The organism is Nocardia rosealba (assembly GCF_020216065.1).
Lineage (GTDB): Bacteria > Actinomycetota > Actinomycetes > Mycobacteriales > Mycobacteriaceae > Nocardia > Nocardia rosealba.
In genome coordinates this window covers 280411-302944 of record NZ_JAIWNA010000005.1, presented here as the reverse complement: position 1 = coordinate 302944, position 22534 = coordinate 280411, and the positions used below count along the sequence as shown (strand labels likewise).

Here is a 22534-nt window from a genome sequence, read left to right as displayed (position 1 = left end):
CCAGGAGCGGCGTGTGCCGGAAACTGCTGTGCCCGAGGATATCCAGGCGGGCCTGACCGCGCTGGTCGCGGCGGGGGCGAGCGCTCCCCGCGTCGGCCGCGACCCGGTGAACCAGCCGATGATCCACAACTGGGTCGAGGCGATCGGCGACACCAACCCGATCTATGTGGACGAGGCCGCCGCCAAGGCCGCCGGTCACCCCGGCATCGTCGCCCCGCCCGCCATGGCCCAGGTCTGGACGATGACCGGCCTGCACGGCGAGCGCGCCGCCGACGACCCCATCGGCCGCGTCAACGAACTGCTCGACGCGGCGGGCTACACCTCCGTCGTCGGCACCAACTGCGAGCAGACCTACCACCGGTACCTGCGTCCGGGCGAGGAGGTGACGGTCACCAGCCGTCTCTCGGAGTTCAAGGGGCCCAAGCGAACCGGGCTCGGCGACGGCTGGTTCCTCACCTTCACCACCACCTGGACGGTCGGTGACGAGGTGGTCACCGAGATGCTGTTCCGGATCCTGAAGTACGCACCGGCCGCCCCCTCGCCCGCCGATACCGACTCCACGTCGGCGGACGCCGTCGAGGTCGCGCCCGCCGAGCGGGTGGGCCCGGTGATCTCCCGCGACACCGAGTTCTTCTGGGCCGGAACCCAAGCCGGTGAGCTGCGCATCCAGCGCCTGCCCGACGGCACGCTGCGGCACCCACCGATTCCGGCGCTGTGGCAGGACAAGGCCGAGCCGACCGACTACGTCGTCGCGGCGGGCACCGGCACGGTGTTCAGCTTCGTCGTGCATCACGCGCCGAAGGTGCCCGGCCGGGAGCTGCCCTTCGTGGTCGCGCTGGTCGAACTCGACGAAGGCGTGCGGATGCTCGGTGAACTGCGCGGCATCGATCCGGCCGAGGTCGCCATCGACCTGCCGGTGCGCGTGGCCTTCGAAAAACTGGCCGACGGCACCGTGCTGCCGTATTGGCAGGCCGAGCGGTGAGCGCGGCACCTCGTCGCGCTTGATCCGCCCAGCCGTCGCGGAACAGTGCGTGGGGTGCGCCGAGTCGACTCGCTCTGCCCGTCCGGAAAGGACCCGCTCGTGACAACCACCATCGATCCCGCCGCTCTCGCGGTGGGAACCACCCTGCCGGAGTTGGTGATCCATGCCGATCCCACCTTCGTGATCAGTACCGCCCTGGCCACCAGAGACTTCCAGGACGTGCACCACGACCGCGACAAGGCCGTGCGGCGCGGTTCCGACGACATCTTCGTCAACATCCTCACCGACACCGGCCTGGTGCAGCGCTTCGTCACCGACTGGGCCGGTCCGCGCGCACGGGTGAAGTCGATCGCGTTGCGTCTGGGGGTTCCGCTGTATGCCGGTGACACGCTGAGCCTTTCGGGCACCGTCACCGCTGTCGACGGCACCCTGATCACCATCGACGTCCGTGGCCGCGACAGCCTCGGTGAACACATCATCGCCACCTCGGTCATCGCCGTTCCCGATCTGGAGCCGAAATGAGCACGCTGTCCGGCCGCGCGGCCGTCGTCGGTATCGGTGCCACCGACTTCTCCAAGGACTCCGGCCGCAGCGAATTGCGATTGGCCGCGGAGGCGGTCACCGCTGCCCTGGCCGACGCGGGTCTCACGCCCGCCGACGTCGACGGCCTGACCACCTTCACCATGGACACCAACACCCAGGCCGCCGTGGCCAGGGCCGTCGGCATCCCGAACCTGAAGTTCTTCAGCCACATCGGGTACGGCGGCGGTGCGGCGTGTGCGACCGTGCAGCAGGCGGCCATGGCCGTGGCCACCGGTGTGGCCGACGTGGTGGTCGCCTACCGCGCCTTCAACGAACGCTCCGGCGCCCGCTTCGGCCAGTTCTCACCCGCCCTCGCCGCCGCGCCGACGTCCTCGGGGATCGACGCGGGCTGGGCCTACCCGCAGGGCCTCGGCACGCCCGCCGCGCAGGTGGCGATGGTCGCGCGCCGGTACATGCACGTCACCGGTGCGACCAGTGCCGACTTCGGGAAGGTGGCCGTCGCCGATCGCAAGCACGCGGCCGTGAACCCGAACGCCTTCTTCTACGGCAAGCCGATCACGCTGGAACAGCACCAGGATTCACGCTGGATCGCCGAGCCGCTGCATCTGCTCGACTGCTGTCAGGAATCCGACGGCGGCGTCGCCATCGTCGTCACCAGCGCCGAACGCGCCCGTGACCTGCCGCAGCGCCCCGCCGTCATCGCCGCCGCCGCGCAGGGCAGCGGTCCCGACCAGTACGTGATGACCAGCTACTACCGCGACGCCATGACGGGCCTGCCCGAAATGGGCCTCGTCGGCGAACAGCTCTGGGCACAAAGCGGTTTCACCGCCGCCGACATGCAGGCCGCCATCCTCTACGACCACTTCACTCCGTTCGTCCTTATGCAACTCGAGGAACTGGGTTTCTGTGGTCGCGGCGAAGCAAAGGACTTCATCGCCGACGGCGCCATCGAACTCGGCGGCCGCCTACCCCTCAACACCCACGGCGGCCAGCTCGGCGAGGCCTACATCCACGGCATGAACGGCATCGCCGAAGCCGTCCGCCAGATCCGCGGCACCTCGGTGAACCAGGTCGCCGACCTGGAACGCATCGTCGTCACGGCGGGCACGGGCGTCCCCACCTCCGGATTGGTGCTCACCGCCTGAGGTTTCGCGCCTGGGTGACTCAACGCACCTGTTGAGCACGTCACCATGTGTGTTGCCCGGCTTCCTCGCCCCACTACAACTGGGTGGGACGAGGAGGTCGGTGTGACGGTGGTTCTCGATGCCGGGCAGACGGCGGCGGCGCGGCGGCTCGGGGAGTTGCTCGATCGGAACGGGCGGGTGCGCAAACGGGCGCGCGGGGTGTATCTGCACGGCAGGCCCGGGCGTGGCAAGACAATGGTGATGGATCGATTCTTCGCTTCGGCCGATCCGATTCGTCAGCGCCGCTTCCATTTCCACAATTTTTTCGCCGCATTGCACACCGCGGTACACGAACTGGGTTCGATCGATAATGCGATCGACCGTTTGCTGGGTGACGCGGATCTGGTGTGTTTCGACGAGTTCCACGTGCACGACATCGGCGACGCCATGCTCGTGGCCCGGCTGCTCGACACCCTGTTCGCCGAGCGTCGCACCCTGGTGGTCACCTCGAACTACCCGCCCGCGGGGCTGCTACCGAATCCGCTCTTCCACGACCGGTTCGTGCCGACCAGCGAGCGCATCCTCGCCAACCTCGAGGTCGTGACCCTCGACGGTCCGCTGGACTACCGCACTGTCGGCACCCGTGACGATCACGGATTCTGCGCAGGCCGGTACGTGGTGACGACGGAGCGCGCCACCGGTCCCGGCGTGGTGCTCGACCTGGCCGACGGGCGAACCGTGCGCGCGGAATCCGTCGACGGCGACGCGGTGACCTTCGCCTTCGAGCACCTGTGCGGCGCCGCGACCAGTGCCGCCGACTACCTGCGCCTGACCACGCGTTTTCGCCGCTGGACCCTGGTCGCGGTACCGCCGCTGCGCGCGGTTCCACCGGACTGGGCGATGCGGCTGGTGAATCTGGTCGACATCCTCTACGACGCCGACCTGCCGTGCACGGTCCACGCGGCCGAACCCGTCACCGAGCTGACCACCGGGGTACCGGTCGTGCCGGACCTCGCGCGCACCGCCAGCCGGCTCGGTGAACTCTCACTAACCGGATCTCACACCGTTCGCACTGCGTAGCGTGCCCCTTGCCTCGAGGGGGACAATGAATAGGAGGAAATCCAAAAGAGCCGATTTCCTCCCGAGCGAACCGCCCGGCATGTAACTATGTGGCTGATTTGTGCAGTCTCTGGGGTTTGGTGGTACAGCTGTGATCGGGGTGAATCAGCCCATTACGCGGGCGATCGTCGTGATCGCACTGGTGGCCTGCGCGACTTTCGCGTTGCAGGGCAGTCTCCCCGGCGCCGGATCAGACGAGTCCTCCGGCGCACCGTCACCGCTGCTCGTCGCGGTGATGCCGGTGCTGCTGCTGGTATCGATCGTCATCCTGGTGGCCGGAGTTGTCGCCAGCCAGCATCGCCTCCCGCTCGCCAAGCCGCAACACGAGGACATCGGGCTGCCGAGAATCCAGTGGCGCAGGCTCGCGGTGCTCGTGCCGATGCTCATCGCCTCCGTCGCCCTGATGTTCGCCGCAGGGGTCACCGCACTGTTCCTGCTGCCCGGTGCCCGGCCGGTGCGTCCGGCCGCCGAGACACTGTCCGAGGGCTCGGGCCCGGTGCCGACCCCCACCGACGCGCCCGCTCCCGACCCCACCGCGGGGCCGGCCGAACTCACCGGCACCGCCCTGCTCATCGCGGCGGGGCTGGCCATCACCCTGATCGCGGTCGCGCTGGCCGGGCTCGCCGCCGTCGCGGTCGCCGCGCGGCGTGCCCCCGAGCAAGCCGTCGCCGACGAGCCCGCCGCACCGTCCGCGAGCGATGTCGACTCGCTAACCAGGGCCGCCGAAATGGGCCTGGCCGCGATGAACGCACCGGGCCAGGACCCGCGCACCGCGATCATCGCCTGCTACGTGGCCATGGAACGCGGTCTGTCCACCGACAGCATCGCCCGCCCGAAGGCCTCCGACACCCCGATGGAGGTGCTGGCCAGAGCCTTCGAGAGCGGCGTGCTGCACGACGCCTCCGCCCGCGAACTCGTCGCGCTCTTCGAAGAGGCCAGGTTCAGTCCCCACTCGATGCTCGAATGGCAGCGCATGCGCGCCGAACAACTGCTGCGCATCGTGCTCTCCGACCTGCAGCGAAGGGTGGTACCCGCATGACCGGCCCACGTCGGGCGGCCCGTCGCGTGGAGGTCGCGTGAATCCCGGTGAAGAGATCAAGTCCAACCGGACGACCGTGGTCGTGACGGCGGTGGTCGCGGTGCTGGTGCTCGAGGTCGTGCTGTTGCGGCTCGACCGCGATCTGCTTCCGCTCGCCGTGGCTTTGCCGGTCGCGGTGGCACTCGGCGTGCTCGTGTGGTCGCTGCGTTATCGGGTGCGGCGCGAGGAGCCACTCACCGAGTACATCGACAACGGTCCGGCCGAGATGCTCGGCCGCTGGCATGCCCGCGCCGAGATGCTCGTCGCCCGTGCCGACGGCACCCGCGCCGACTGGGACCGGCACCTGCGCCCGCTGCTGGCCAAAGAGTTCGAATTGTCCACCGGTATGCGGGTATCCAAGAACCGCAGAGCCATCGAGGCAGCCGGTCAGCTGCAGTTCGGTCCCGAACTGTGGCGCTGGGTGGACCCGGCGAATTCGTCGTTGCGCGACCAGACGGGTCGCGCACCGGGTAGGGCGGCGCTGGACGAGATCCTGCGCCGATTGCAGTCGATGTGAGGGGTTAGAGGCCACCGATGACAATGCCGTTGAACGTGACCGTCCAGCGCTCCGACGCAGTGCTGCGTGAGCTGGGCCGGGTCGTGGTCGGCAAGCGCGATGAGATGCAACTCATCATGATCGCCGTGCTGTCCGGAGGCCATGTCCTCATCGAGGATCTGCCGGGCCTCGGCAAAACGCTGATCGCGCGTTCCTTCGCGGCCGCGCTCGGCCTGGATTTCACCCGCGTGCAGTTCACGCCGGATTTACTGCCCGCCGACCTGCTGGGATCGACGATCTACGACATGTCGTCCGGGCGGTTCAATTTCCGGCGCGGACCGGTGTTCACCAATGTGCTCCTCGCCGACGAGATCAACCGCACCCCGCCCAAGACCCAGGCGGCACTACTCGAGGCGATGGCCGAGGGGCAGGTGAGTATCGACGGCGAAACCTACCTGCTCCCACAGCCTTTCATCGTGCTCGCCACCGACAACCCGATCGAGTACGAGGGCACCTACCCACTGCCCGAGGCCCAGCTCGACCGGTTCGCCATCCAGCTGCGCCTGGGGTACCTGTCCGAACAGGACGAGACCCAGATGATCCGGCGCAGGCTCGAACGCGGTTCCACCCCACCGCAGGTGGGCCAGGTGGTCGACGCGCAGGGGCTGATGGAGATGCGTCAGTCGGTCGAGTTCGTCACCGTGCACCCGGATGTGGTGAATTACGTCGTCGCGCTTGCCTCCGCCACCCGAAGCCATCCGCAGGTGGAGGTCGGCGCCAGCCCGCGCGCCGAACTCGACCTGGTGCAGATGTCGCGCGCGCGTGCCCTGCTGCTCGGCCGCGACTACGTGATCCCCGAGGACGTGAAGGCGCTCGCCGTGCCTGCCATGGCGCACCGCATCACGCTGCGACCGGAGATGTGGGTGCGGCGCATCCGCGGCGAGGACGTCATCACCGAATTGCTGCGCAGGCTACCGGTTCCCCGCGCCACGAGCACATGAAGCACCGCGACGAATCGAAGACCGTCGAGGTCGACCTGCGGTGGCGCCCGGCGCCTTTGGTGTTCATCCTGGCCGGCTGCGCCGCGGCGGCGCTCGTCGTCGCGGTGCTGCGCGGGCAGTGGCAGCTCGTCGTCTTCGCCGCGCCGATGCTCGGGGTGCTCGCCACCGCACCGTGGCAGCAGAACCCGACCAGAATCCAGGTCGACGGCAGCGGCACCGTCCGCTGTTTCGAGGGTGAGGTCGTCACCGCCGTTGCCGCGGCGTTCGTCGAGAGCGGGCACGCGCTGCTGCGGATGGCCCCGGTTCCGCTCACCGGTCTCGACCTCGAGGTGGAGGAATCCCACGATTCCGGTGGCGCACCGGCGGGGATGCGGCTGGCACTCTCGGCCACCCGCTGGGGGCGCTACCCGGTGCAGGCAGCGGTGACCGCGCTGAGCCCCGCCGGGCTCGCCGTCGCCCACGCCGAGCTGCCCGCAGCGAATCTCTACGTCTACCCGATCGCCGATCCGCAGCGGATGCGCATGCCGCGCACCGAGCTGCCCGATCGCATCGGCACCCACCTCACCCGCAAGCACGGGCCGGGTGTCGAATACGCCGACATCCGCGCCTACGCCCCCGGTGACCAGCTACGCACCGTGAACTGGCCGGTGAGCGCGCGTCGCGGCAGGCTCTATGTCACCGAGCGGTTCACCAACCGCTCCGCCGACGTGGTCGTCCTCGTCGACACCTCCCAGCAGGCACCCGGCCCCGCCAGCGACTCGCTGGAACTGTCGGTGCGCGGCGCCGCCCAGGTGGTGCAGTCCACCCTGCAGGCCGGTGACCGCACCGCCGTGGTGTGTCTCGGTGAGCAGCCGCGTTGGTTGCGTCCCGATATCGGGCGCAGGCAGTTCTACCGGATCGTCGACACCGTGCTCGGCGTCGGCGACGAACATGTCGAGCACACCGGTACCCTCGCCCCGCACGCCGCGGTGCCGATCGGCGCCATCATCGTCGCCTTCTCCACCCTGCTCGACACCCAATTCGCGCTCGCCCTCATCGACCTGCGCAAACGCGGTCACGTGGTGGTCGCTGTGGACGTGCTGCGCGGTACCCCCTTCGCCGAGGGCCTCGACCCGACCATGGCCAAGATGTGGCAGCTCGAGCGGGCCTCGATGTATCGCGACATGGGCACCGTCGGCGTCGACATCATCGCCTGGCCCGACGGCACCCGCCTCGACCAGGCCATGCGCCTGCTGCCCGAACATCGCCGAACAGTGCGGGTGCGCCGATGACCAGATTCCTCGCCCTGCTGGCCGGCCTGCTGCTCGTCGCCTCGGTCGCCCTGATCAACCCGATCCTGGGCGTACCGGCCCTGGCTTTCGTCATCGCGAGCTGGTGGTGGCGCCCCGCCTCGGTCGCCGCGGTCCTCACCGCCATCGCCGCCCTCGCCTTCGCCGACGTCGGCGTAATCGCTTCCGCGGCAACAGGTCTGGTAGCAACCACTTACCTTCTCAACGCCGCGGTCCTGCACGCTCCCGAAGGCGTAGTCCCCACCACCATCCCCTCGGTAGGCGGCGCCGTCCTGTTCACCATTGCCGCGACCACCGCGGCCTTGGTCCCCGTCCACCTGGCCTGGGCCCCCTTGGCCGCCCCCATCCTCATCGTCACCATCTACGCCTTCCTCACCACCACCCTCACCCCCCAATCCCCGCACACCACCCTGCCCCCGCCCTGACCAAGATCACCACGCCCTGGTGGCGGCGACCTCTCGGCCGATTTCGCCACCAGAGCGTGGTGATCAGGGGGTCAGGACGTGGCGGCTTCGCGTTGGAGTTCGAGGGCGATGTCGATGAGCTGGTCTTCCTGGCCGCCGACGAGCTTGCGCTTGCCCGCGCGGACGAGCATTTCGGCAGCGGAGACGTTGTAGCGTTCGGCCTGGCGTTCGGCGTGGCGGAGGAAGCTGGAGTAGACGCCCGCGTAGCCCATCATCAGGGCCTGGCGGTCCAGGAGGCATTCGGTGGGCATGGCGGGGCGGACGACGTCTTCGGCGGCATCGGTGACGGCGAAGAAGTCGACGCCGGTCTTGATGCCGAGTTTGTCGCAGACCCCGATGAACGCTTCGACGGGGAGGTTGCCCGCGCCCGCGCCGAAACGGCGGGCCGAGCCGTCGATCTGGGTGGCTCCGGCGCGCACCGCGTAGACGGAGTTGGCGACGGCGAGACCGAGGTTCTCGTGGCCGTGGAAACCCACCTGCGCGTCGTCACCGAGCTCGGCGACTAGGGCCGAGACCCGGTCGGAAACCTGTTCGAGCACAAGGGCACCGGCGGAGTCGACGACATACACGCACTGGCAACCGGCGTCGGCCATGATGCGCGCCTGCTTCGCCAGCTTCTCCGGGGTGGTGGAGTGCGCCATCATCAGGAACCCGACGGTTTCGAGGCCGAGTTCGCGGGCCAGACCGAAATGCTGGATGGAGACATCGGCTTCGGTGCAGTGCGTCGCGATACGGCAGATCGACGCGCCGTTGTCCTGGGAGATCTTGATGTCTTCCTTGACGCCGACGCCGGGCAGCATGAGGAAGGCGATCTTGGCCTGCTTGGCCGTTTCGGCGGCTGCTTTGATGAGTTCTTGTTCGGGGGTCTTGGAGAACCCGTAGTTGAACGACGACCCGCCGAGCCCGTCACCGTGGGTGACTTCGATGACCGGGACGCCCGAACCATCGAGGGCGGCAACGATGTTGCGTACCTCGGCCACCGTGAACTGGTGGCGCTTGTGGTGCGACCCGTCACGCAGCGAGGTGTCGGTGACGCGGACATCGAGTTCGCCCGAGAAGGGCTTCAGGATTGTGCTCATTGCGGAAACTCCTTACACCCGAGCCGAGATGATCTGATCGGCCAGCACGTCACCGACGCGGGTCGCGGCGGCGGTCATGATGTCGAGGTTGCCCGCGTACGGGGGCAGGAAGTCGCCCGCGCCCTCGACCTCGACGAAGATCGACACCTTCGCCATGCCGCCGGACACCACCGACGGGTCGTCGAACTGGGGTTCGTTGAGCAACCGGTAGCCGGGCACGTATTCCTGGATGGACTTCTCCATCCGCAGGATGCTGTCGGCGATGGCGTCGCGGTCGGCGTCTTCGGGAATCGAGCAGAAGATGGTGTCGCGCATGATCATCGGCGGCTCGGCCGGGTTCAGGATGATGATGGCCTTGCCGCGCTGGGCGCCACCGATCGTTTCGACACCCTTGGAGGTGGTCTTGGTGAACTCGTCGATATTGGCGCGGGTACCGGGCCCGGCCGACACCGACGCCACCGACGCCACGATCTCGGCGTACTGCACCGGCACCACGCGGGAAACGGCCGCGACCATGGGGATGGTCGCCTGCCCACCACAGGTGATCATGTTGACGTTCGGTGCGTCCCGCAACGAATCCAAGTTCACCGGCGGAATCACGGCCGGGCCGACAGCGGCGGGAGTGAGGTCGACGGCGCGGATGCCCGCGGCCTCGTACTTCGGTGCGTACGCGCGGTGCACGTAGGCGGAGGTGGCTTCGAACACCAGGTCCGGTTTGTCGTCCAGGGCGAGCAACCAGTCCGCGCCCTCGGCGGAGGTTTCCAGGCCGAGCCCGCTCGCCCGCTTCAACCCCTCGGAGTCCGGGTCGATGCCGATCATCCAGCGCGGCTCGATCTTGTCCGAACGCATCAGCTTGTACAGCAGATCGGTGCTGATATTGCCGGACCCCACGATCGCGGCGGTGACTTTACTTGTCACGGAATACTCCTAGGGAAGGTCAGCTGAAACGCAAACGGACCGAACCGAGTCCGGTGAATTCGGCGTGGAAGTCGTCGCCGGGGCGGGCGTCGATGGCGCGAGTGCAGGAGCCGGGCAGCACGATGTCACCGGCTTTGAGTCGCACTCCGAAGGTGGCGACTTTGCGTGCCAGCCAGGCGACCGCGATCACCGGGTCACCGAGGACCGCGTCGCTGCGACCCTCGGCGGCGACCTCACCATTGCGGGTGAGGACCGCATCGATCGCCTTGATGTCGATATCGGCGGGAGCCACCCGTTGCTTGCCGAGTACGAACCCGGCCGAGGACGCGTTGTCGGAAATGGTGTCGACCAACCCGATCTTCCAGTCGTTGATCCGCGAATCGATCAACTCGATCGCGGGCGCGTAGGCGACGGTCGCGGCCAGCACGTCGGCTTCGGTGCAGTCTTCGCCGGGCAGGTCTTTGCCGAGGACGAAGCCGACCTCGACCTCCACGCGGGGGAGCAGGTACTGGGAGGTGTCGACGGGAACGTCCTCGAAGACTTCCATCTCGGCCAGCAGATGCCCGTAATCGGGTTCGTCGACACCCATCATCTGCTGCATCGCCTTCGACGACAGTCCGACTTTGTGCCCGACCACCTGGGCGCCGTCGCGCAACCTGCGCTGGATGTTCAGCAACTGGATCTCGTAGGCGTCGACCACGTCGATCCCCGGATACCGGTCGACCAGCGGCGGCACAGCCACCCGATCGTGTTCGGCGCGCGCCAGTTCATCGGCGAGTTCACTCCGCTGCGCGTCGGACAGCACGGGTACCTCCTGGGAAAAATCTGCTCGGCCGGACAGTCAAACTGTAACCGGTTTCGGAGCTGAATATCTGCTCTTCTTCCAGACAACATAGCGCAACAGCGCCCTGATTCTATAACGTGTTCTACATGAGTGATCGGGAATACGATGTGGTGGTCGTCGGGAGTGGCGCCGCTGGAATGACCGCCGCCCTCACCGCGGCGCACCACGGGCTGAGCGTGGTGGTGCTGGAGAAGGCGGCGCACTACGGCGGGTCGACCGCCCGGTCCGGGGGCGGTGTGTGGATTCCGGGGAACAAGGCGCTGCTCGCCTCGGGCCGCCCCGACGATCGCGACGAGGCGCGCACCTACCTGCACAGCATCATCGGCGACGTGGTGCCCGCCGAGAAGATCGACACCTACCTCGATCGCGGTGCCGAGGCGTTCGACTTCGTGCTCGACCACACCCCGCTGAAAATGAAGTGGGTGCCCGGCTACTCCGATTACTACCCCGAGGCTCCGGGCGGCCTGGGCCAGGGCCGTTCGTGCGAACCGACCCCTTTCAACGGCAAGGTGCTCGGACCGGAGCTGGCCGCTCTCGAGCCGCCGTATGCCAAGGCACCGATGAACGTGGTCGTCATGCAGGCCGACTTCGTGCGGCTCAACCTGATCCGCCGCCACCCCAAGGGCATGATGCGGGCGCTGCGTGTCGGCGCGCGCACCTACCTGGCCAAGTTCACCGGCAAGCACCTGCTCGGCATGGGCCAGGCCATCATCGCCGCCATGCGCAAGGGCCTGCTCGACGCGGGCGTTCCGGTGCTGCTCAACACCCCACTCACCGACCTGGTGGAGACCGACGGCCGGATCACGGGCGTGAAGGCCACCGTCGACGGCGAATCGGTCACCTTCACCGCGCGCTACGGCGTGATCCTCGGCAGCGGCGGTTTCGAGCACAACGCCGACATGCGCGCCAAGTACCAGCGGCAGCCGATAACCACTGAGTGGACAACCGGTGCCGCGGCCAACACCGGCGATGGCATCGTCGCGGGTATGGCGGCAGGAGCGACGGTCGGGTTCATGGAGGACGCCTGGTGGGGTCCGACGATCTTCAAGGGCGGCAAGCCGTGGTTCGCGCTCGCCGAACGCAACCTGCCCGGCACCATCATGGTCAACGACCGCGGCGTGCGTTTCGGCAACGAGTCGGCCCCGTATGTGGAGGCCGTGCACACCATGTACGGCGGCGAGTACGGCCAGGGCCCCGGTCCCGGCGAGAACGTGCCCGCCTGGCTGGTGTTCGACCAGCGCTACCGCAACCGCTACATCTTCGCGGGACTGCAACCGGGACAGCGTTTTCCGAAGCGCTGGATGGAGAACGACAACATCGTCAAGGCCGACACGATCGCCGAACTGGCCGCCCGCATCGGTGTTCCCGCCGACGCGCTCGCGGGCACCGTCGAGCGGTTCAACGGCTTCGCCGCCAAAGGCAAAGACGAGGACTTCGGTCGGGGCGACAGCCATTACGACCGCTACTACGGTGACCCGACCGTGAAGCCCAACCCGTGCCTGGCCGAGATCTCGCAGGGCCCGTTCTACGCCGCGAAGATCGTCCCCGGCGACCTGGGCACCAAGGGCGGCCTCGTCACCGATACCGCCGGACGTGTGCTGCGGGAAGACGATTCGGTGATCGACGGCCTCTACGCCGCGGGCAACTGCAGCTCGCCGGTGATGGGCCACACCTACGCGGGCCCCGGCGCGACCATCGGTCCCGCGATCACCTTCGCCTACCTGTCCGTGCTCGACATCGTCGGCAAGAAGTCCGCTACCGCAAAGGAAGTGAAGTAGTGCCCATCGATCCCCAGATCGCGCTCGGCGCGGCGCTGCCCAGCCGCGAATTCAGCTGGACCCCCACGGATGTGCAGCTCTACCACCTGGGTCTCGGCGCCGGCGCGCGCTGCACCGATCCGGTCGAGCTGCGCTATCTCGACGACAGCGAACCCCAGGTGCTGCCCACCTTCGCCACCGTCGCCCCGACCCTCGGCGAGACCGCCGCGCCGCGCGTGAGCTTCCCCGGCGTCGAGATCGACCTGGCGAAGGTGGTGCACGGTCATCAGGAAGTGGTGGTGCACAAGCCGATTCCCGCGGCGGGCAAGGCCGTGTCCGTCGGCCGGATCTCCGAGGTCTGGGACAAGGGCAGCAATGCGGTGATCGTGCAGGAGCACACCGTCACCGGCGCCGACGGGGAGCCGCTCTGGACGGCGCGCTCGTCGATCTTCGCCAAGGGCGAGGGTGGTTTCGGTGGCGAACGCGGACCGAGCACGAAAGCCGAGCTCCCCGATCGCGCCCCCGACGCGGAACTCACCACCGCCACCCTGCCGCAGCAGGCACTGCTCTACCGCCTCTGCGGTGACCGCAACCCACTGCACTCCGATCCCGAATTCGCGAAGGCGGCCGGTTTTCCCGCACCGATCCTGCACGGGCTGTGCACCTACGGCGTGGTCTGCAAGTCGCTCACCGATGTCCTGCTCGACGGTGACGCCACCCGCGTCGCGGGCTTCCGCGCGAAGTTCACCGGCGTGCTCTACCCCGGCGAAACCCTGCGCACCAAGGTCTGGCGGGAGGCCGACACGCTCGTCGCGGTGGTCACGGCCGTCGATCGCGACGACGCGCCCGTCCTCGGCGACGTCACCCTGCGCATCGCCTGACCTGAACACCTGATCACCACGCTCTGGTGGCGGCATCGGCCGAGAGGTCGCCGCCACCAGCGCGTGGTGATCTTGGTTTCGGTGCGGAAACTCGCTGGACACGGGGGCTATAAGTGGGGGATGAGCGAAAACGGGTTGTCGTTGTTTTGTGGTGGGGAGTTGGCGGCGCGGATCGAGCGGGTGGAGACTTCCGCGATTGTCGGGGCTGCTCGGGTGGGGATCGGGCAGGGAGTCGACGGGTTCGTCCGGGAGGTCGGGGGTGGGGCGGCTTGTTTCGCGGGGGTGGGGTCGCCGTTGAACAAGGTGGTGGGGGTCGGGTTCGGTGGGGTGCCTTCGGTGGGGGAGTGGGAGGCGATCGAGGAGGCTTATGCGCGGGCGGGGTGCCCGGTGCAGGTGGAGTTGTCGCAGTTGGGGGAACCGCGTATCGCGGAGGAGCTGACGGGGCGGGGGTATCGGTTGATGTCGTTCGAGAATGTGCTGGGAATGCCGTTGGACGGCGGCGGGTGGGTGGCGCCGGACGGGGTGGAGGTGCGACTGGATGCCGGGGACGATCTCGGGCCGTGGCTCGATGTGGTCGTCGACGGGTTCGCCCATCCCGATGACGGTCCGACGCATGAGGAATTCCCGCGCGAAGCCATCGCGGAAGTGATGCGAAATATGGCCTCGGCCAACGAGACTCGTCGCTACATCGCCTACCGTGACGGTGTGGCGGCCGGTGGCGCGAGTATGCGCACCGATGGTGGGATCGCCGCACTCGCGGGCGCGGCCACCCTCCCTACGCATCGCAGGCGTGGGGTTCAGACCGCGCTGCTCACCGCACGTCTCATCGACGCGGCTGAAGCCGGATGTGACCTGGCGACAGTCACCACCGCGCCCGGCTCCAAGTCGCAACAGAACGCCCAAGGCCGAGGATTCTCCCTCCTCTACACTCGCGCAATCCTGGTGAAAGAGCTCTGAGTACCCGGGCAGCTTCGTCCTGGCCCGGGGGCCCCAGGGTGGTGCGCCGGGCCGCGTCCGCACGCGTCGGATTCGGCCTACCGGACGGTGCACGTGACCCCGCCGGGGCCTCGCTGAACGGTCGCGGTCAGAGTGCGGCGAGGGCTTGGGCGACGCGGGTCGCCCGCTCTTGCGACGTAGCGGCCTTGAGGATCGGTAGGAACAGTCGGTACCGATCCGAACGGTTGAGCGCCGCGTAAGCCGATGCCGCGCTCGGTGATTCGGCAAGGGCGGCAGCCAGCTCCGCAGGCGTCTCGGCGGTGCGCTGCCGTTCGTAGGCCCCCGCCCACCGACCGTCGGCAACGGCCTCCTCGATCGCCGCGAACCCGGCAGCCCGCATCCGGCCTGCCGCGATCAACGCCTCGGCCTTGGCGACATTGACCTGCGACCAAGGACTGCGGGCCCGTCGCGGCGAGTACCGCTGCAGGTAGTGATGCGCGTCGAGGGAACGCCGGTGACTGTCGATCCAGCCGTAGCAGAGCGCGCCGTCGAGCGTCTCGGTGATCGTCACCGAGGGCTCCGGCGCGCCCTTCTTCGCGATCCGCACCCACACCTCGTCGACCGAGGCGTGGTTCGCGGCCAGCCACGATTCCCATTCGGCGGAGTCGGCGCAGGTGATGAATTCAATGCTCGCGGTCATGAGAATCATCCTGCTCGCCAAAGTGCTCACCGAATGAGCAGTTTCCTCGTCGATTTCCACGTGTAGAACGACCGGTTGACGAGCGCCCTACGCGGCAGTTAGAGCGGCCAGCAAGGTGTGTGCGCCCTGTTTGGCCTGCTCGGTGCGCTCGGGCTGGTCCACACCTTGGAGGTGAAAAGCCCAGTGCGCTTCGAAGAGGCACGCCAGGGCGTACGCGGTGGCGGCCACCCGTTCCGGTGCGGCCGCCGGGTACGCGGCGGCCAGCTGCTGCTCGAGTCCGGGTAACCAGCGCTCCGCCCACAGATCCGTGAGCCGTTGCCGCACAACAGGTTCCCGCGCAGCGAGCGCGACCAGTTCGCACCACACGACCAGGTCGTCGCGACTCGCATAAGCGCCCGGCTCGAACATTCGTGCCACCCGTTCCTCGATCGGCGAATCGGCGCCGATCCGCAGCAGGGTGTCGCCGTATTCCGCCACCGCGTCGGTGATGAACGCCTGCATGAGACCGTCCCGGTTGCCGAAGTAGTGCAACACCAGGGTGCGTTGCACGCCTGCCGCCGTCGCGACCCGTGACAGCGTCGTATTCGCGAACCCGTCGGCGGCTACCACCGAGCGTGCCGCCCGCAGGATCTGCGCGATCCGCTCGGGGGCCTTGCTGGGCCGGCCGATTTTATTTACTGTCATGACAGTCAATATATTCGAAGGGGAGGCAGTGATGCGAGTTCTGGCACTGGGTGGGGCAGGGGAAATGGGGCGTGTCGCGGCGCGCGTCCTGCGCGGCGACGACAGGGTCACCGCGTTGACGATCGCCGACCGGAACGAACAGGCGGCGCGCAAGGTCGCCGGGGAATTGGGTGCCGAAGCACGAGCACTCGACGTCACCGACGGTCCGTCACTCGCCGCGGCACTGCGCGAGACCGACCTCGTGGTGAACACCGTCGGCCCGTACTTCCGCTTCGGCCCGCCGATCCTGGCCGCCGCCATCGCGGCGGGTTGCGACTACATCGACATCTGCGACGATCCACAACCCACCGCCGACATGCTCGAACTCGACGCCGAGGCGAAAGCGGCCGGGGTGACGGCGCTGCTCGGCATGGGCGCGAGTCCGGGTGTGGCGAACCTGCTCGCGGTCCGGGCGGGCGCCGAACTCGATCGGGTCGACTCCCTGGTGACGGGCTGGAACATCCACTCGGCCCACACCGAGGAAAGCGCCGCGGCGACCGCCGCCGTCGTGCACGGCATGCGCCAGATCAGCGGGAACATCCCGGTCACCAGGGCCGGAATACGCGTCGAACGCCCTGCACTGGAACGGTTTCGGCTCGAATACCCGGGACTCGGCACCGGTGAGGGCCGCAGCTTCGGTCACCCGGAGGCGATCACCTTGCCGCTGGCTTTCCCCGGTGTCAGGGACGCGACCTCGGTGGTCGTCGCCGATCGTCCGACCTCGGCCGCGCTGCTGGCACTGCGCTGGGCGATGAACCGCCGCCTGCTGACCGTCGATCGCGCGGCGATCCTGGCTGCCCGTCTCGAACGCCTGCTCCCGGCGGACCCGGCAACTCTCGTCGCGGCCGGTGGACTGCCGCCGCTGTTCGCCATCGCCGAGGGGCAACGGGACGGCTCCCCCGCGAGGGTCGCCACTGCGCTGAGTCAGGTCCCCGGCCTGTCGATGGCCGACAACACCGGCGTCCCGTTGGCTGTCGGCGCGCTGCTGCTGGCCGCGAACCCATGTCCAGGGGTCCACGCACCTGAAACGCTGCTCGACCCGGACCAGTTCTTCGAAGCCTTCGCGTCCCACTGCCTCGGCGCACCGGACCCCGCGGCGATGACGATCACCACCCGCAGCTGGGCCACCCCCGACAGCAACGCCGCGGCGCTGTCGTCCGCCCTGCTGACAGCCCTCATCGCGGCACGCTGAGCCCGCGACGCACTACGTCGGCACGCCCGACCCGCCACGATGAGTTTCACAACGACAAGCTGGGCTGTGCCCGAAGCCAACGACGAGGCTTGTCGTCCGCCCTGCTGACCGCCCTGATCGCGGCTGAGCCCACAACCGGGCGTCAGCGCTCGTGCACGTCGGCGATGCGTGCTCACTCGAGCACCGGCGCCACTTACAACCAGGTGTCGAGGCTGGTGGTGGTGAGGAAGTGGTCCAGGTCGGCGCGCCAGGGGGCGGGGGTGGTCTTGTCCGGTTCGATGCCGGTGTACTGGCCCCGGTAGAACAGCAGCGGGCGACCATTGGTCGTCGTCTCCGATTCCGCCAGCGCCTGGACTCGTCCGATGACGATGAAGTGGTCACCACCGTCGACCACCGAATCCACCGTGCATTCGATCGTGGCCAGCGAATCGTCGAGTACGGGCACACCCAGATCCGAGGTGTGCCAGGGGACTCCGGCGAACTTGTCGGGTTCGCGGGAGCCGAAGCGGGCACATGTCGGCTGCTGTTCCTCGGCGAGCACGTTCACACAGAACTTGCCCGCCGCCTCGATCGCCGCCCACGAGCGCGACCCCTTGGTGGGGCAGAACAGCACGAGCGGCGGATCGAGGGAAAGGGCGGCGAAGGACTGACAGGCGAACCCGATCGGCGCACCGTCGGGGTCGAGCGCGGTGATCACGGTGATGCCGGTGCAGAACTGCCCGAGCACATTACGGAATTGCCGGCCGTCGATCGCCGGTGTCTGTTCGGTCATGTCCCTCGCCGCCATTCCTATTGCTGCTTGAATCCGACGGTGAAGTCGTGACCCCAGAGGCTGACCGCGGTGGATTCGCGGGCCGTCCAGTTGTCGTCGTCGACTTCCAGTCCCTCACAACCGAATTCGATGTCGAAGCCGCCCGGCGTCTTCATGTAGAACGACAGCATCTTGTCGTTGATGTGCCTGCCGAGGGTGGCCGACATCTTCACCTTCTTGCGCAGGGCGCGATCCAGGCACAGGCCGACATCGTCGGAGTTCTCCACCTCGACCATCAGGTGCACGATGCCGGTGGGGTTCGGCAGCGGCAGGAACGCCAGCGCGTGGTGGCGCGGGTTGCAGCCGTAGAAGCGCAGCCAGGCGGGGTCGCCGTCGGCGGGTCGACCGACCATCTGCGGTGGCAGCCGCATGGAGTCGCGCAGGCGGAAGCCCAGCACATCTTGGTAGAAGGCTTGTGCCGCAGCATCATCGGTGCAGGTCAGCACCACGTGGCCGAGTCCCTGTTCGGCGGTGACGAACTTGTGGCCGTACGGGCTCACGAAGCGGCGGCCCAGGTACTGCGCGCCGTAGAACGCCTCGAGGGTGTTCCCGGACGGATCCTGGAACCGGATCATGCCCTCGACACGGCGCTCGCCCAGCTCGTCCTTGGTGCCCTCGGTGTACTCGACCCCGGCCTTGTCCAGGGTCTCCCGCAACTGCTGCAGACCACGCGCGTCGGTGACCTCCCAGCCCGAGACCAGCAGCCGGTCCTGCTCACCGGGGACGATCACCAGTCGCGCGGCGAAATCGTCCATGCGCAGGTAGAGGGCGTCGGGGTTCAGCCCGGTGCCCTCCATCATGCCGAGTACCTTGAGGCCGTACTCGCGCCAGGCCGCCATGTCGGTGGCCTCGATGCGCATGTAGCCGAGTGCGCGAATACTCATCACTTGCTCCCGAGGAAATCGACTGTGAGCCGGTTGAACTCGTCGAACTTCTCCAGCTGCGCCCAGTGGCCGCAACCGCCGAACACGTGCAGCTGCACCCGGGGAATCACCTTGGTGGCTACGAGCGCGCCGTCGAGCGGGTTCACCCGATCCTCCCGGCCCCAGATCAACAGCACCGGCTGACGCAGTTTGTAGGCATCGCGCCAGAGCATGCCCTTCTCGAAATCGGCGCCGGCGAAGGACTTGCCCATCGCGCGCATGGCCGCCAGCGATTCGGGGGTGCTCGCCTGGGCGAACCGTTCGTCGATGAGCTCCTCGGTGACCAGCGACTGGTCGAAGACCATGATCCGCAGGAACTTCTCGAGGTTCTCCCTGGTCGGCGCGTAGCTGAACGCCGAGAGCAGCTTGACGCCCTCGGTCGGGTCGGGCGCGAACAGGTTGGTGCTCAACCCGCCCGGACCCATCAGCACGAGTTTGCCCGCGCGCGTGGGGTTGTCGAGCGCGAAGCGCACCGAGGTGCCGCCACCGAGCGAATTGCCAAGCAGGTGAACACGATCGGTGATCTCGAGATGATCGAGCAGCGCGAGCAACGCGGTGGACGCGTGCACGAAGTACTGCGGATGATCCACCGGCTTCTCGGACTTGCCGAAACCCGGCTGGTCCAGGGCGATCACGTGGAAGTTCTCGGCCAGCACGGGGATGTTGCGGGCGAAGTTCGACCACGCCGAGGCGCCGGGCCCGCCGCCGTGCAACAGCACGATCGTCGGACCGTTGCCGACGCCCGCTTCGTGATAGTGCAACTTCAATGAGGGGGTGACCTGCGCGAAGCGTGAGGTCGATGCGTAGGTGATCTCAGCGGTCTGGGTCATCGGCTACACCATGGCGTCGGTGACGGGCAGCCCGAACTCGTGCGTGCCGTACATGACGTAGGCGCGCTCGGGATCGTTGGCCGCGTGCACTCGTCCGGCATGCGCGTCGCGCCAGAAGCGCTGCAGCGGAGTGCCGTTGGCCAGCGCGGTGGCACCGGAGGACTCGAAGAGCTTGTCGATCGAGGCGATCACCCGGCCGGTGGCGCGCACCTGGTCGCGCCTGGCCCGCACACGCAGGTCGAACGGCACTTCCTCGCCCGCGAGCAGCAGCGCGTACTCCTCGGCCACATTGCCCGAGAGCTGTCGCCAGGCGGCGTCGATATCGCTGGCTGCTTCGGCCACACGGACCTTGGCGAACGGGTCGTCCTTGGCGTTCTCACCCGCGTAGGCCGCGCGCACCCGCTTGCCCTGATGCTCGACGTGCGCCTCGTAGGCGCCGTAACCCATGCCGACGATCGGGGTGGAGATGGTGGTGGGATGGATTGTGCCCCACGGCATCTTGTACACGGGATCGGGATTCTGCGCCAGGCCGGGCGAGCGGCCCTCGCTCATCGCGCGGAAGCTGAGGAAGCGGTGCGTCGGTACGAAGATGTCCTCCACCACAACGGTATTGGAACCGGTGCCGCGCAGGCCGACCACATTCCACACGTCGTCGATGCGGTACTCCGAGCGCGGAATCAGGAAGCTGCCGAAGTCGACCGGCTTCCCGTTCTTGATGACGGGTCCGCCGAGCACTGCCCAGGTCGCGTGATCGGAGCCCGAGGACCACGCCCACGACCCGCGCACGATGTACCCGCCGTCGACCGCCTGGCCCATGCCCATGGGGGCGTACGACGAGGAGATCCGCACGTCGGTGTCCGCACCCCACACCTCCTCCTGGGCGGCCTGGTCGAACAGTGCGAGGTGCCAGTTGTGCACGCCGATGATGCCTGCCACCCAGCCCGTCGACCCACAGGCGCTGGCGATGCGGCGCACGGAGTCGTAGAAGACCACCGGGTCGGCGGCATGCCCGCCCCACTGCTTGGGCTGCAGCAGCCGGAAGAACCCGGTCTCCTGCAGTGCCTTCATGGATTCGTCGGGTATGCGGCGCAGGTCTTCGGCCTCCTGCGCGCGTTCGCGCAGCGTCGGCAGCAGCGCCTCGACCCGTTCGGTCACTTCTTGCGTCATTTCGCCAGCCCGTTCCTGCCCTGTCGGAATCGACAAACTGTTCTCGTTCGTCTCTGAGACTAGAACAGGTTCCCATTCCTGTCGAGAAGGGAATAACGCGGACAGCTAGCGTGAACCGGCCGTATTTTGTAACGTGTTCTAGTGAAGAAGGAGGGTTCGGGATGGCAGTCAACCCCAAGGTGAGAGAACTCGATGTCGGTACCACGCCGACCAGGTTCGCGCGCGGCTGGCACTGCGTCGGTCTCGCGAAGACGTTCCGCGACGGTAAACCGCACGCGGTCGAGATCTTCGGAACCAAACTCGTGATCTGGGCCGATACGTCCGACCAGCTCCGCGTGCTCGACGCCTACTGCAGGCATATGGGCGGCGACCTGAGCATGGGCTCGGTGAAGGGCGACGACATCGCCTGCCCGTTCCACGACTGGCGCTGGGGGGCGAGCGGCAAGTGCACCGCGATCCCCTACGGGCGCCGGGTGCCGCCGCTGGCGCGCACGCGCAAGTGGACGACGCTGGAACGCAACGGTCAGCTGTTCGTGTGGCACGACCACGAGGGCAACGAACCGCCGCCCGAGGTCACGATCCCGCACATCGAGGGCGTGTATACCGACGCGGACGGCAACCCGAGCGAAACCCACGACAGCGGCTGGACCGACTGGACTTGGAACTCGCTGCTGATCGAGGGTGCGAATTGCCGCGAGATCATCGACAACGTCGTGGACATGGCGCACTTCTTCTACATCCACTACGCCTTCCCGACGTACTTCAAGAACGTCTTCGAAGGCCATGTGGCGACCCAGTTCCTGGAGACCAAGGGCCGCCCGGATATCGGCATGGCGGCCAAGCACGGTGGTGAGACGCTGCTCAAGTCGGAGGCGTCGTACTTCGGTCCGTCCTACATGATCAACCCGCTGATCAACATCTACAGCGGGTACGAGATGAAGGTCGTGCTGATCAACTGCCACTATCCGGTCACCCAGGACTCGTTCGTGCTGCAGTGGGGCCTGACCGTCGAGAAGCCCAAGGGCATCGATGACGAGACCGCCACCAAGCTGGCCAACACGATGACCACGTTCTTCGGCGACGGCTTCCTGCAGGACGTGGAGATCTGGAAGCACAAGTCCAAGGTCGAGAACCCGCTGCTGTGCGAGGAGGACGGGCCGGTCTACCAGCTGCGACGCTGGTACGACCAGTTCTATGTGGACATCGCCGATGTCACCGAGAAGATGACCCAGCGCTTCGAGTTCGAGGTCGACACGACCAAGGCGAACGAGGCCTGGGAGGCCGAGGTCGCCGAGAACCTGCGGCGCAAGGCCGAGGAAGCGGGCGTGTGACATGGCCGCCAGCTGGGCCAAGGCACCGGATTTCGCCGATCAGCCCGCCCGCCGGGCGGCGGTGCGGGCCCAGACCGCCCTCGACCAGCAACGGTATCTCGACGAAGGTCTGACGCCCCTGCGGTGTCAGGCATGCAGCACGGAGGTGCTGGTGCGCAAGGCAAGTGCGCACCAGACCTCGGTGCAGTGGACCGAACGGCCCGAAACGCGCTGTCCGGTCTTCGCCGAGCTGAGTTCCCACGGTGCCCGGCCGGGTCGGCCGGACACCTGTCCGTCGCTGCAGAAGACGATCGAATGGGCGGTCGACGAGGGCGTGCTCGAGGTCCCCGACAACCCGTCCTAGCCG

At 67.7% G+C, this 22534-nt stretch carries 24 protein-coding genes; 15 read left to right on the top strand and 9 right to left on the bottom strand.

The window, feature by feature from the left end; translation table 11 throughout:
• The first annotated feature begins 13 nt into the window (after positions 1-13).
• From LDL21_RS20495 to LDL21_RS20455, 9 genes are all read left to right on the top strand, one after another.
• Entirely contained in the window at positions 14-982 is a 969-nt protein-coding gene (locus tag LDL21_RS20495; protein WP_308017153.1) for a bifunctional MaoC family dehydratase N-terminal/OB-fold nucleic acid binding domain-containing protein, read from the top strand.
• Between the two features lie 99 nt (positions 983-1081).
• Positions 1082-1504: a MaoC family dehydratase gene (locus tag LDL21_RS20490; protein ID WP_225281361.1), complete on the top strand. Its 423-nt coding sequence runs from the start codon at positions 1082-1084 to the stop codon at positions 1502-1504.
• Positions 1501-2670: a lipid-transfer protein gene (locus tag LDL21_RS20485; protein WP_225281360.1), complete on the top strand. Its 1170-nt coding sequence runs from the start codon at positions 1501-1503 to the stop codon at positions 2668-2670. The genes LDL21_RS20490 and LDL21_RS20485 overlap by 4 nt, the downstream gene beginning before the upstream one ends.
• A gap of 102 nt (positions 2671-2772) precedes the next feature.
• Positions 2773-3729, top strand: a complete 957-nt coding sequence (gene zapE, locus LDL21_RS20480; protein ID WP_225281359.1) for a cell division protein ZapE — start codon at positions 2773-2775, stop codon at positions 3727-3729.
• A gap of 139 nt (positions 3730-3868) precedes the next feature.
• Entirely contained in the window at positions 3869-4807 is a 939-nt protein-coding gene (locus tag LDL21_RS20475) for a DUF4129 domain-containing protein (protein WP_225281358.1), read from the top strand.
• A 37-nt stretch (positions 4808-4844) separates the two neighbouring features.
• Positions 4845-5363 (top strand): hypothetical protein, encoded by a 519-nt coding sequence (locus LDL21_RS20470; protein ID WP_225281357.1) that lies wholly within the window; start codon positions 4845-4847, stop codon positions 5361-5363.
• A gap of 17 nt (positions 5364-5380) precedes the next feature.
• Positions 5381-6343, top strand: a complete 963-nt coding sequence (locus tag LDL21_RS20465) for an AAA family ATPase (protein ID WP_181701149.1) — start codon at positions 5381-5383, stop codon at positions 6341-6343.
• Positions 6340-7614 carry a DUF58 domain-containing protein gene (locus LDL21_RS20460; protein ID WP_181701147.1) on the top strand — a complete coding sequence of 425 codons (1275 nt, stop codon included), beginning with the start codon at positions 6340-6342 and terminating at the stop codon, positions 7612-7614. The genes LDL21_RS20465 and LDL21_RS20460 overlap by 4 nt, the downstream gene beginning before the upstream one ends.
• A complete protein-coding gene (locus LDL21_RS20455; RefSeq protein ID WP_181701145.1) occupies positions 7611-8057 on the top strand; it encodes a hypothetical protein in 447 nt (148 codons plus the stop codon). Before LDL21_RS20460 ends, LDL21_RS20455 begins: the two co-directional genes overlap by 4 nt.
• Positions 8058-8128: 71 nt before the next feature.
• On the opposite strand, the gene dmpG is transcribed toward LDL21_RS20455, so the two are convergent.
• The 3 genes from dmpG to LDL21_RS20440 are packed head-to-tail and all read right to left on the bottom strand — an operon-like array spanning position 8129 to position 10898.
• A complete protein-coding gene (gene dmpG / locus LDL21_RS20450) occupies positions 8129-9175 on the bottom strand; it encodes a 4-hydroxy-2-oxovalerate aldolase (protein ID WP_225281356.1) in 1047 nt (348 codons plus the stop codon).
• A 12-nt stretch (positions 9176-9187) separates the two neighbouring features.
• On the bottom strand, positions 9188-10093 hold the full coding sequence (locus LDL21_RS20445) for an acetaldehyde dehydrogenase (acetylating) (RefSeq protein ID WP_181701141.1): 906 nt from the start codon (positions 10091-10093) through the stop codon (positions 9188-9190).
• 19 nt (positions 10094-10112) lie between these two features.
• Positions 10113-10898, bottom strand: coding sequence for a 2-keto-4-pentenoate hydratase (locus LDL21_RS20440; RefSeq protein ID WP_181701139.1), 786 nt, complete (start codon positions 10896-10898; stop codon positions 10113-10115).
• 125 nt (positions 10899-11023) lie between these two features.
• Here LDL21_RS20440 and kstD point away from each other — a divergent pair, with 125 nt between their 5' ends.
• The 3 genes from kstD to LDL21_RS20425 all read left to right on the top strand — a co-directional run bounded on the left by kstD (position 11024) and on the right by LDL21_RS20425 (position 14532).
• A complete protein-coding gene (gene kstD / locus LDL21_RS20435; protein ID WP_225281355.1) occupies positions 11024-12715 on the top strand; it encodes a 3-oxosteroid 1-dehydrogenase in 1692 nt (563 codons plus the stop codon).
• Positions 12715-13575 (top strand): enoyl-CoA hydratase ChsH3, encoded by an 861-nt coding sequence (gene chsH3 / locus LDL21_RS20430; RefSeq protein ID WP_225281354.1) that lies wholly within the window; start codon positions 12715-12717, stop codon positions 13573-13575. The genes kstD and chsH3 overlap by 1 nt, the downstream gene beginning before the upstream one ends.
• Before the next feature lie 141 nt (positions 13576-13716).
• On the top strand, positions 13717-14532 hold the full coding sequence (locus LDL21_RS20425) for a GNAT family N-acetyltransferase (protein ID WP_225281474.1): 816 nt from the start codon (positions 13717-13719) through the stop codon (positions 14530-14532).
• 127 nt (positions 14533-14659) lie between these two features.
• Here the strand turns inward: LDL21_RS20425 and LDL21_RS20420 are convergent, their stop codons facing one another.
• Positions 14660-15211, bottom strand: a complete 552-nt coding sequence (locus LDL21_RS20420) for a YdeI/OmpD-associated family protein (protein WP_225281353.1) — start codon at positions 15209-15211, stop codon at positions 14660-14662.
• Positions 15212-15298: 87 nt separating this feature from the next.
• Positions 15299-15895, bottom strand: coding sequence for a TetR/AcrR family transcriptional regulator (locus LDL21_RS20415; protein WP_225281352.1), 597 nt, complete (start codon positions 15893-15895; stop codon positions 15299-15301).
• A gap of 31 nt (positions 15896-15926) precedes the next feature.
• On the opposite strand from LDL21_RS20415, the gene LDL21_RS20410 reads away from it, so the two are divergent.
• Positions 15927-17126, top strand: a complete 1200-nt coding sequence (locus tag LDL21_RS20410; protein WP_225281351.1) for a saccharopine dehydrogenase family protein — start codon at positions 15927-15929, stop codon at positions 17124-17126.
• A gap of 193 nt (positions 17127-17319) precedes the next feature.
• Here LDL21_RS20410 and hsaB read toward each other — a convergent pair whose 3' ends face one another.
• The 4 genes from hsaB to hsaA are packed head-to-tail and all read right to left on the bottom strand — an operon-like array spanning position 17320 to position 20857.
• On the bottom strand, positions 17320-17898 hold the full coding sequence (hsaB, locus tag LDL21_RS20405) for a 3-hydroxy-9,10-secoandrosta-1,3,5(10)-triene-9,17-dione monooxygenase reductase subunit (RefSeq protein ID WP_181701045.1): 579 nt from the start codon (positions 17896-17898) through the stop codon (positions 17320-17322).
• A gap of 17 nt (positions 17899-17915) precedes the next feature.
• The gene (gene hsaC / locus LDL21_RS20400) at positions 17916-18824 is read right to left on the bottom strand and encodes an iron-dependent extradiol dioxygenase HsaC (protein ID WP_308017152.1); all 909 of its coding nucleotides are present in this window, start codon (positions 18822-18824) and stop codon (positions 17916-17918) included.
• Positions 18821-19690: a 4,5:9,10-diseco-3-hydroxy-5,9,17-trioxoandrosta-1(10),2-diene-4-oate hydrolase gene (gene hsaD, locus LDL21_RS20395; RefSeq protein WP_225281349.1), complete on the bottom strand. Its 870-nt coding sequence runs from the start codon at positions 19688-19690 to the stop codon at positions 18821-18823. The genes hsaC and hsaD overlap by 4 nt, the downstream gene beginning before the upstream one ends.
• Positions 19691-19693: 3 nt before the next feature.
• Positions 19694-20857: a 3-hydroxy-9,10-secoandrosta-1,3,5(10)-triene-9,17-dione monooxygenase oxygenase subunit gene (hsaA, locus tag LDL21_RS20390; RefSeq protein ID WP_225281348.1), complete on the bottom strand. Its 1164-nt coding sequence runs from the start codon at positions 20855-20857 to the stop codon at positions 19694-19696.
• Between the two features lie 161 nt (positions 20858-21018).
• Between hsaA and LDL21_RS20385 the strand changes: the two genes are divergently transcribed.
• Together LDL21_RS20385 and LDL21_RS20380 are read left to right on the top strand one after the other, a co-directional pair.
• The gene (locus LDL21_RS20385) at positions 21019-22188 is read left to right on the top strand and encodes a 3-ketosteroid-9-alpha-monooxygenase, oxygenase component (protein WP_067640650.1); all 1170 of its coding nucleotides are present in this window, start codon (positions 21019-21021) and stop codon (positions 22186-22188) included.
• 1 nt (position 22189) lies between these two features.
• Positions 22190-22531 (top strand): hypothetical protein, encoded by a 342-nt coding sequence (locus LDL21_RS20380; protein ID WP_181701039.1) that lies wholly within the window; start codon positions 22190-22192, stop codon positions 22529-22531.
• Positions 22532-22534: the final 3 nt, after the last annotated feature.